The organism is Vibrio aestuarianus (genome assembly GCF_012395185.1).
GTDB lineage: Bacteria > Pseudomonadota > Gammaproteobacteria > Enterobacterales > Vibrionaceae > Vibrio > Vibrio aestuarianus.
In genome coordinates this window covers 68,731-78,240 of record NZ_JAAZTU010000020.1, presented here as the reverse complement: position 1 = coordinate 78,240, position 9,510 = coordinate 68,731, and the positions used below count along the sequence as shown (strand labels likewise).

The following is a 9,510-nucleotide window of genomic DNA, read 5'->3' as shown; positions in this document are numbered from 1 at the left end:
ATGAATTGACTGTGCCAAAATCAAGTAAACTTGATTCTGATTGGTCACTCAGTTCATTGATAAATCTTTTTCGATTATCATCAACGAGTGCCCACACAGATTGATAGGTTTATATTGTTAAAGAGCGCTCTTCGTTTGGTTGCCGTGGCTTCCTTGGAAGAGGCGGCCATTCTAGCGAGATAATTTTTTGTGTCAAACACTTTTTTAAATTATTTCGTCTTACCGATTTGACCTACTGATTGACTGGCTAGTGGGCTTAAACCCTTACTGGCTGTGCCGTGTCAGTGAGGCGGCATTATAGAGATCGCCATCACATTGGCAACCCCTTTTTGCGTTTTTTTTTGATTTTTTGTTTGCTGGAGTGTTTTTTATTCAAATAGGTTGTTTTTACCACTATTTCTGTTTCATTTGCCCATCTCATCACTATAAAAGGAAACGACTATGTCATCGATTCGCAGTTATAAAGGTATCTCTCCAAAAATTGAACGCAATGTCTATATAGATAGCAGTTCAGTACTCGTGGGCGATATTGTACTAGAGGAAGATGTCAGTATATGGCCATTAGTGGCTGCTAGAGGTGATGTTAACCATATCTACATTGGTAAGCGCTCTAATATTCAAGATGGTAGCGTTTTACATGTTACGCATAAAAACGAAGAGAACCCGAACGGTTATCCATTACTGATTGGTGAGGATGTCACTATCGGACATAAGGTGATGCTTCACGGTTGTACAATTCATGATCGCGTTTTAATTGGTATGGGGGCGATAGTATTAGATGGTGTGATCGTGGAATCAGACGTTATGGTTGGGGCTGGCAGTTTAGTACCACCCAATAAGGTACTTGAAAGTGGCTACCTCTATGTTGGGTCCCCAGTGAAACAAGCACGCCCATTAACTGATAAAGAACGCGCTTTTTTACTTAAATCTTCCGCAAACTATGTGCAAAACAAGAATGACTATCTATCAAGCGTCAAAACAGTGGAATAGCCTACTCGCTAATTTCAATCTGGCCTTGCACATTAAACTCTTCATCTTCTATTAATGTTTCCGCTAGCTCTTCCAGATCAAAACGCCATTGTGCGAAGACTTGAAGAGCTTGTTGGCTATTCTCTATTGCTTCACCAGAAATTTTGCTCAAAACAGAAATAGAAACAACACACTCGATCAGCGCTCCCACATGTTGTGCAGGAAACACCACACTTTGACTTGCTTGATGCCAATGTTGCATATCTGGAAATAAAATGGCTTGGTTCATTATTGTCCTTCTAAGTTTTTTCTAAGTTCTCTCAGGATCTGTCTAGAGCCAGGTCTTAAGCCACGCCATAACATAAAGCTTTCCGCCGCCTGTCCAACCAACATACCCAAGCCGTCATAGACATGAGCACAACCGTTGTTATGCGCCCACTGATTAAAACTCGTTAGCCCCTTACCATACATCATGTCATAAGCAACTGTATTATCACCAAATATTTTGACGGAAATATCAGGACACTCACCATTTAAACTCGCTGATGTCGAGTTAATCACAACATCAAATGACTGATCAATCTGATCCATTGGGATAGCATCGATATCACCAAAATCTTGGAAAACATCTGCAAGTTGCTGCGCCTTAATAAAAGTTCGATTAGTGATGACCAGTTTCTTTGGTTGTTGGTCTAGGAGATCTTTAATCACACCTCGAGCAGCTCCACCAGCGCCCATTAATAAAATGGTTGCTTCTTTTATTTGCACTTGGTGTTGCAACAAATCCTGAACTAACCCTGCACCATCTGTGGTATCGCCAATGATCTCACCATCATCCAGTTTCTTTAACGTATTCACGGCACCAGCTAGTTTCGCGCGCTCAGTTAAGCGATCTGCAAATTGATAAGCATCTTCTTTGAATGGCGCGGTCACATTGCAGCCTCTGCCACCATTAGTAAAAAAAGTATCAGCCGCATTCCTAAAACCATCAACAGGAGCAAGCAATGCCTTATATTTCATTTCCTGATTGGTTTGACGAGCGAAAAGCGTATGGATAAAAGGAGATTTACTATGTCCAATTGGGTTACCAAATACTGCATATTGATCAATGTGATGAGCCATATCCCTGCCTACCTAAAATCAAAAAGGATCACTGTTGTGACCCTACCATTGGAATACGCTTTTTGTCACCACTCTCTTGGGACTAAAAACTGTTTTAATTTTGCTTCTGCGCTATTTTCATCAGGCTGATAGCTATATTCCCAACGAGCCAAAGGAGGCATCGACATTAGAATTGATTCGGTCCGGCCACCACTTTGTAAACCAAACAATGTTCCGCGGTCATACACTAAGTTGAATTCAACATAACGTCCACGGCGGTAAAGTTGAAATTGACGCTCTCTTTCGCCATATTCCATCTCTTTACGGCGTTCAATGATCGGTAAATAAGCATCGGTATATCCTTGACCTACCGCCTGCATATAAGCAAAGCATCGCTCAAAACCCCAAGCGTTTAAATCATCGAAAAACAAACCACCAATACCGCGTGTTTCATTGCGGTGCGGAAGAAAGAAATACTTATCACACCATGCCTTATGCTCGGCATAAACGCTCTCACCAAATGGAGTACACAACTGTTTCGCGGTGTCATGCCATGACTGGGCATCTTCTTCGAAGGGATAGAATGGCGTAAGGTCAAACCCACCGCCAAACCACCAGATAGGCGCTTCACCTTCTTTTTCTGCTATAAAAAATCGCACGTTTGCGTGTGAAGTCGGTATATAAGGGTTATTAGGGTGCATCACTAATGAAACACCCATAGCTTCAAATTTTCGACCCGCTAATTCAGGACGATGAGCCGTAGCCGATGCTGGCATTTCTTTACCTGCAACATGGGAAAAATTAACGCCACCTTGTTCAAAGACATGACCATTTCGCATCACACGAGTTCGACCACCGCCACCTAGTCGCTCTCCCGGCTCGCGATGCCACGCATCTTCCTCAAACAGGGCTTGCCCATCAGCTTGCTCTAATTGCAGACAAATGGAATCTTGCAGCTCAAGCAAAAATTGCTTCACTGCTTGTTTATCAATGGTTGGCATCGCTTACTTCCTTGGCAGGGTTAGCCCTGTCTTAATACTTGTGATGTTTTTGCGTCACGAATCTCACTTGGTTTATTTCGACCGCCAGTCTCACCGTCTAAAATCGCAACTAGTCGTTCACCTAATTGCAATTCGACTTCTTGCGTGGTCATGCAAGGGGGAAGACCCGTCAAATTCGCGCTGGTAGAGGTTAACGGTTTTCCATAAGCATTACACAGCTTTTGAACCAAAGGATGATCCGTCACACGTACGGCAATTGAATCAAATTGGCCACTCACCCATTCCGACACTTTATCACTGGTTGGCATAATCCAAGTCACAGGCCCAGGCCAAGTAGCATGGACACGTTCAAGCTGCTCTTTGGTCAACTGGCTTTCATCAATATAAGGCAGCAATTGCTCATAAGATGCGGCAATTAAAATTAAGCCTTTATTCACTGGGCGCTGCTTCAACGTTAACAATTTTTGAATAGCATCAGGGTTATCTGGGTCACACCCCACCCCAAACACGCCCTCGGTTGGGTAAGCGATAACTTCACCATCACGCAATGCTTGCAAGGTATGCTCAAAATTATTCACAAAAACATCCATAAGTTAGATCTGATCTTGAGGCTAAGTGTACAAACTCTGATGGAAACAGGCTAAAGCTATTTGTTGATAAAATGTATCAATCGATAAATTAGGCCGACGCAAACGTTTTCCTAAAGAAAAAATACTCGTATAATGCGCGCAAATCACCTGATCACCCAATTTTAAGATGTTTGAAGGAGTTTGAGATGAAAGTCGGAATTATCATGGGTTCTAAATCCGATTGGCCAACCATGAAGCTAGCAGCCGAGATGTTGGACCAATTTGGCATCGCTTACGAAACCAAAGTGGTTTCAGCACACCGCACTCCTCAACTTCTGGCCGATTACGCTAGCGGTGCAAAAGATCGCGGTATTAAAGTGATTATCGCTGGAGCTGGCGGTGCGGCGCACCTTCCAGGAATGACAGCGGCTTTTACAAGCCTACCTGTTTTAGGCGTTCCGGTGCAGTCAAAAGCCTTAAAAGGGATGGACTCGTTACTTTCTATCGTGCAAATGCCAAAAGGCATTGCTGTAGGTACGCTAGCGATTGGTGAAGCGGGCGCAGCCAATGCTGGGCTATTAGCAGCACAGATCATTGGAACCAGTGATGAAACGGTAATGACCAAAGTGGAAGCCTTTCGCAACGAACAAACAGAAACGGTCTTAGCTAACCCTAACCCAGCTGAGGACTAATACTATGCACGTTTTAGTATTGGGGGCAGGTCAACTCGCTCGCATGATGGCCTTAGCTGGTGCCCCACTGAATATTCAAATATCCGCTTTTGATGTCGGGAGTGGCAATATCGTCCACCCACTGACTTTGCATGTTATTGGTCACGGGCTAGAGAATGCCATCCAGCAAGCCGATGTAATAACTGCGGAGTTTGAACACATCCCACATGACATTCTCGCTATTTGCGAGCAAAGCGGGAAGTTTTTACCTAGCGTGGAAGCTATCAAAGCCGGTGGCGATCGTCGCCTTGAAAAAGCGCTACTAGATAAAGCTCACGTCAAAAATGCCAAATATTTTGTGATTAATTCACGTGAAGATTTCGATGCAGCTATTGCTCACATCGGCCTGCCTATGGTGTTGAAAAGTGCCTTGGGTGGCTACGATGGTAAAGGTCAATGGCGTTTGAAAGGTGCACAACAAGCCGATGAAATTTGGCCTGAAATGCAAGCTTGTATCGACGCAACACCAACTCAAGCTATCGTCGCCGAAGAGTTTGTTCCTTTTGACCGAGAAGTATCGCTGGTTGGCGCACGCGCAAAAGATGGCAGCATTGCCGTTTATCCGCTAGCTGAAAACGTCCATACCGATGGTGTATTAAGCTTATCGACAGCCATTGATGACCTTGAACTACAGCAGCAAGCCCAAGAGATGTTCAGCGCGGTAGCAAAACGATTAGATTATGTTGGGGTTTTAGCGTTAGAGTTTTTTGATGTGCAAGGAGCGTTACTGGTCAATGAGATTGCCCCACGCGTACACAACTCAGGTCACTGGACACAACAAGGCGCTGAAACTTGTCAATTTGAGAACCACTTACGCGCGGTGTGTGGCCTTCCTTTAGGGAGTACAAAACTGGTTCGCCCGACATCGATGATTAATATTCTAGGCGAAGATACCTTACCTGAAGAAGTGCTCGCAACCGAAGGTTGTCACGTACATTGGTATGGTAAAGAGAAACGTATTGGACGTAAAATGGGACACATCAATGTCAGCGCTGACTACAGTGCAGAGCTGCAACGCACGCTTTGCCATTTAGCAGACGTACTGGATGAAAATGCATTTCCTGCCGTGCATCACTTTGCAAAGCAGTTAAAATAGAGCAATACCTTAGAGAATGCGCTGACGGTTGTATTCTCTCGCTAAGATCTAAAATGGCACGTTAACCGTGCTATTTTTTATTCGTTTTCAACTTGAGTATGTGCACATTTTCGATCGGCACATTGGTGTTTAACACCACTAGCCAGCTTTTTCTCTACCAATAATCCAAATCCACACTTTTCACATTTACCGGCTACTGGTGGCTGATTAACGGCAAACTTACATTTAGGGTAGTTATCGCAGGCGTTAAAAGTTTTACCATGACGAGTTTTTCGCTCAACCAAGTGCCCTTTCAAGCATTCGGGGCAAAGCAGTTTTTGGTGTGATGTGTCTTCTTCTGGAGTATCTAAACTCTGAATATGATGACAGTTAGGGTAATCACTACAGCCAATAAACATCCCATAACGACCTTGGCGCAGTACAAGCTCATGCCCGCACTCAGGACAAGGAACCCCTAACTCTTTGATGATATGCCCGTCATTTTGGTGCAATGAACGAATATAGCCACACGCAGGATACTGTGTGCAGCCTAAAAACGGGCCATGTTTGCCATGGCGGATCTGTAACTCTCCGCCACATTGAGGACAAGGTTCGTGCTGTAGCGCATGTTCATGCGCGGAAAAAAGTTGTTGATCAATTTTACGGCTCATAACGCTCAACTAGATGGACGGTGAGATCAATGCAAAATGCCTTGCTCTTTGGTGTACAACAACTCTTCCATAAGCGTATAAGCATTTTCATTGCCTGGTACGTTAAACAGCACCATTAAAATGATCCACTTTAAGTCATCCAACTCAAATTCATTGGTTTCTAACCCCATGATTCGATCTATCACCATCTCGCGAATCTCAGGCGTTAGAACTTCAACCTGTTCAAGGAACAAGAGAAAGCCTCGGCTTTCGAGATCCAATCTTTCCATCTCTTGCGGGGTATAGATCCGCATGGAAGTGGTTGCACTGGTCGCAATCGCAGAATGAGCATCAGTTTGCTGTAATGCTGCCAGCTCTTCTAACCAGTTAAGGGCTTTGTAGATATCTTTTTGGTGAAAACCTGCTCGAAGCAATTCATCTTCAAGCTCATCTTGGTCTACTTGTAACTCTGCATCGCTATGGATGTAGGTTTCAAACAGATACATCAGTATATCCATCATCATAGCTAGCCCCTCCCCTTACGAATATAGCCACCGGAAACTGCAACAACATGCCCTGAAAGCTCAAGCTCTAAGAGCTGCATCATGACTTCATGCACAGGTATATGGGTCCTACTGGCAAGAATATCAACTGGCGTAGCCTCTACTCCTACGTTAGCTAACAGTTCGGCAAATGGCAATTGCTGATCACATTCTGCGGCAAATAAATCCGGTTGTGCGATCTGTTGGCGTAATGACCAATCAACTAAAGTGCCAATTTCATCCAGCACCTGTTGTGCATTTTGTACTAAACAAGCCCCAGTTCGGATCAATTGATTACTGCCACGGCTACTTGGATTGGCAATAGAGCCGGGGATCACAAATACATCTCGGCCTTGTTCTGCCGCATAACGCGCAGTGATCAGTGAACCGCTTTTTTCCGCTGCCTCTACCACCACGACTCCGGTCGATAAACCGCTAATAATTCGATTACGCCTTGGGAAATTATCAGGACGCGGTTTGGCATACGGGCGAAATTCAGACACAAGCGCGCCGCTTGCCGCCACACGCTCTGCTAATTTTTTATGGCGAGCGGGGTAAATACACTCAAGTCCAGAGCCAAGTACGGCAATTGTTTCACCACTGCCTTGCAAAGCTCCGTCATGGGCATGACCATCAATACCTAATGCCAACCCACTGGTGACTATCAAGCCATGCTGCACGAAATCACGAGCAAATTGGTGCGCAATACGTTGCCCATCAGGGCTGGCATTGCGGCTCCCTACCATTGCAATTTGTGGATCCGATAACGCTTCAACTCTTCCTTTAATAAACAGTAACGGTGGTGCTGAAGCTATTTCTTTCAATAACGGCGGGTAATGAGCACATTGCGATGTCACTATATGATGAGACGTACTGGCTTGTAGCCATTTCAAACATTTATCCGCTTCTTGCGGCGCATGATGACGCAGGTAGTCGATCTGTTCAGACGTTAAACCAACCGCTAGCAGTTGACTGGTTGAATACTGAACCACATTAGTTAAAGAATCTAATGTGGCTAAACGCGAAAGCTTTTTTCCTCCCAGCTTGGGAATAGAACTTAACATCAGCCATGCGGCTAAATCTGTGGTTTGCATTAACTGGCGCTTTCAGATTGAGGTTTTGACTCAGACTCGCTAGAGGCTTCTGATACCTGTGGCGATACCGCTAAAATATCCCGGCTAATCGGTATTCGGCTATTGGTTATCAAGGCTAAGCTAAAATACTCATAGCAATGAAGTACCATTAAGCTACCTACGCTATTACTTGGCAGTTGAATTTCATCCTCTGCTGACATCTTTACATCATTATTTTTCTCTTTGAGAACGGGCACCGCTGCTCCTTCTTGCCTCAAATCAAACATACTGCCTTGACGGAGTTGATCTTGCGCTCCTCTATCAATTACCACTACTTGGTTCTGTCCCGCATAATCCCCCCCAGTGAGGGGACCTAAAATATGCGCGACACTGTTTCTCGGTGACGGGGATGGATAAAAAGTCGTGGCGAATGTCAACGCCGTGCCCTCTGTTTCTGGCAAGGCAATATCACTAAGCCTAATCTCTTGTTGCAAAGCGGTAATCGTTAACTCTGAATACGCATGCTGGGTCGCCGAAAGCTCAGCGGTCGCAATCAAACGCAGAGCGATCATCTCGTTACTGGGGATAGTTTCATCGTCACGCACAAAATGGCCAACTTGACGATAAATACCCCAACTGCTGTGGTTCTGTTTACCAGAGATGTAAAGCGGCTCTTGCGCAGTAAGATAGCGATGGCCACTACTTGCTCCTAACACGCGCTGACTACGTTGCACTGTTTGTTTCTCGACTAGACGGTCAGTATGGAGGTATCGCAGCAGTAGACTCTCTTCAACAATTGGTAAGGCTCTTTTCGCAAGCACCCGAACTTGGGGACTCAGCTTTACCCGCGGTTTTACACTCAGTTGTGGCTGGCTCCGCTGCCAGATCAATACCAGCTTATCCCCCGGATAAATTAAATGTGGGTTCTCAATACTGGGATTCATCTGCCACAATTGTGGCCACTGCCATGGCGTGTCGAGGTAAAGTGTCGAGATTCCCCACAATGTATCACCGTCCTCGACAACATACGTTTTGGGTGCATCTGGCTTTATTTTGATCGCTATTTCATCAACCGCCAAGGTATATCCAGCCCAAAACAATGGCCAACAAATGAGGGCAAAATGGCGAATAAATGATGACATGACCTCAGTTCCTTGGTCGAAATAAATAAGAATGAATCCGATTATTAACATTTGGATGCTGTCATTTGGGTCATAAAATGTCTAGAATTGAGCCAACAAGCTTTAAGCTGTTTCGGCACAGTTCAATTTTTCGAGTGTATATGTCTGTATTACAAGTATTAACATTTCCAGATGATCGCCTTCGCACCGTGGCAAAACCGGTAGACAAGGTGACACCTGAGATTCAAAAAATCGTTGATGACATGATTGAGACCATGTATGACGAGGAAGGTATCGGCCTTGCCGCAACGCAAGTCGATATTCATCAACGTATCGTGGTTATCGACATTTCAGATAGTCGCGATCAGCCAATGGTGCTGATCAACCCTGAGATCATTAATAAGAGCGGTGAAGATGGCATTGAAGAAGGCTGTCTATCGGTTCCGGGGGCACGAGCACTGGTTCCTCGCGCTGCTGAAGTGACGGTAAAAGCATTAGACCGTGACGGAAAAGAGTTCTCATTTGAAGCGGATGACCTGTTAGCAATTTGTGTTCAGCACGAGCTTGATCACTTACAAGGCAAACTATTTGTAGATTACCTCTCGCCTTTAAAACGTAAGCGCATCAAAGATAAGCTAGAGAAAATCAAACGCTACAACGAAAAAAACTAATTTAAGT

12 protein-coding genes are annotated in these 9,510 nt (G+C 44.7%); 4 read left to right on the top strand and 8 right to left on the bottom strand.

The features are described 5' to 3' along the window. Nucleotides 1-441: 441 nt before the first annotated feature. Complete coding sequence (locus HGG78_RS11230; protein WP_053312206.1) at nt 442-990, top strand: gamma carbonic anhydrase family protein; 549 nt, start codon at nt 442-444, stop codon at nt 988-990. 1 nt (nt 991) lies between these two features. Here the strand turns inward: HGG78_RS11230 and HGG78_RS11225 are convergent, their stop codons facing one another. The 4 genes from HGG78_RS11225 to tsaC form a co-directional block, all read right to left on the bottom strand. Then, a complete protein-coding gene (locus tag HGG78_RS11225; RefSeq protein ID WP_172532920.1) occupies nt 992-1,258 on the bottom strand; it encodes a DUF1488 family protein in 267 nt (88 codons plus the stop codon). After that, nucleotides 1,258-2,091: a shikimate dehydrogenase gene (gene aroE / locus HGG78_RS11220; RefSeq protein ID WP_172532919.1), complete on the bottom strand. Its 834-nt coding sequence runs from the start codon at nt 2,089-2,091 to the stop codon at nt 1,258-1,260. The genes HGG78_RS11225 and aroE overlap by 1 nt, the downstream gene beginning before the upstream one ends. A gap of 65 nt (nt 2,092-2,156) precedes the next feature. Beyond that, on the bottom strand, nt 2,157-3,071 hold the full coding sequence (gene hemF, locus HGG78_RS11215; RefSeq protein ID WP_053312203.1) for an oxygen-dependent coproporphyrinogen oxidase: 915 nt from the start codon (nt 3,069-3,071) through the stop codon (nt 2,157-2,159). 20 nt (nt 3,072-3,091) lie between these two features. Then, nucleotides 3,092-3,649 (bottom strand): L-threonylcarbamoyladenylate synthase type 1 TsaC, encoded by a 558-nt coding sequence (tsaC, locus tag HGG78_RS11210; protein WP_168523796.1) that lies wholly within the window; start codon nt 3,647-3,649, stop codon nt 3,092-3,094. A gap of 197 nt (nt 3,650-3,846) precedes the next feature. Here tsaC and purE point away from each other — a divergent pair, with 197 nt between their 5' ends. Together purE and HGG78_RS11200 are read left to right on the top strand one after the other, a co-directional pair. After that, the gene (gene purE, locus HGG78_RS11205) at nt 3,847-4,332 is read left to right on the top strand and encodes a 5-(carboxyamino)imidazole ribonucleotide mutase (RefSeq protein WP_168523798.1); all 486 of its coding nucleotides are present in this window, start codon (nt 3,847-3,849) and stop codon (nt 4,330-4,332) included. Between the two features lie 4 nt (nt 4,333-4,336). Continuing rightward, on the top strand, nt 4,337-5,467 hold the full coding sequence (locus tag HGG78_RS11200) for a 5-(carboxyamino)imidazole ribonucleotide synthase (RefSeq protein WP_172532918.1): 1,131 nt from the start codon (nt 4,337-4,339) through the stop codon (nt 5,465-5,467). 77 nt (nt 5,468-5,544) lie between these two features. Here the strand turns inward: HGG78_RS11200 and HGG78_RS11195 are convergent, their stop codons facing one another. The 4 genes from HGG78_RS11195 to HGG78_RS11180 are packed head-to-tail and all read right to left on the bottom strand — an operon-like array spanning nt 5,545 to nt 8,853. Continuing rightward, on the bottom strand, nt 5,545-6,117 hold the full coding sequence (locus HGG78_RS11195; RefSeq protein WP_141652931.1) for a DNA topoisomerase family protein: 573 nt from the start codon (nt 6,115-6,117) through the stop codon (nt 5,545-5,547). Between the two features lie 26 nt (nt 6,118-6,143). After that, the gene (locus tag HGG78_RS11190; protein WP_053312199.1) at nt 6,144-6,620 is read right to left on the bottom strand and encodes a DUF494 family protein; all 477 of its coding nucleotides are present in this window, start codon (nt 6,618-6,620) and stop codon (nt 6,144-6,146) included. 2 nt (nt 6,621-6,622) lie between these two features. Further along, nucleotides 6,623-7,732: a DNA-processing protein DprA gene (gene dprA / locus HGG78_RS11185; protein ID WP_172532917.1), complete on the bottom strand. Its 1,110-nt coding sequence runs from the start codon at nt 7,730-7,732 to the stop codon at nt 6,623-6,625. Beyond that, nucleotides 7,732-8,853 carry a LysM peptidoglycan-binding domain-containing protein gene (locus HGG78_RS11180; RefSeq protein ID WP_172532916.1) on the bottom strand — a complete coding sequence of 374 codons (1,122 nt, stop codon included), beginning with the start codon at nt 8,851-8,853 and terminating at the stop codon, nt 7,732-7,734. Before HGG78_RS11180 ends, dprA begins: the two co-directional genes overlap by 1 nt. Before the next feature lie 140 nt (nt 8,854-8,993). On the opposite strand from HGG78_RS11180, the gene def reads away from it, so the two are divergent. After that, the gene (gene def / locus HGG78_RS11175; RefSeq protein WP_210731353.1) at nt 8,994-9,503 is read left to right on the top strand and encodes a peptide deformylase; all 510 of its coding nucleotides are present in this window, start codon (nt 8,994-8,996) and stop codon (nt 9,501-9,503) included. The last annotated feature ends 7 nt before the right edge of the window (nt 9,504-9,510 follow it).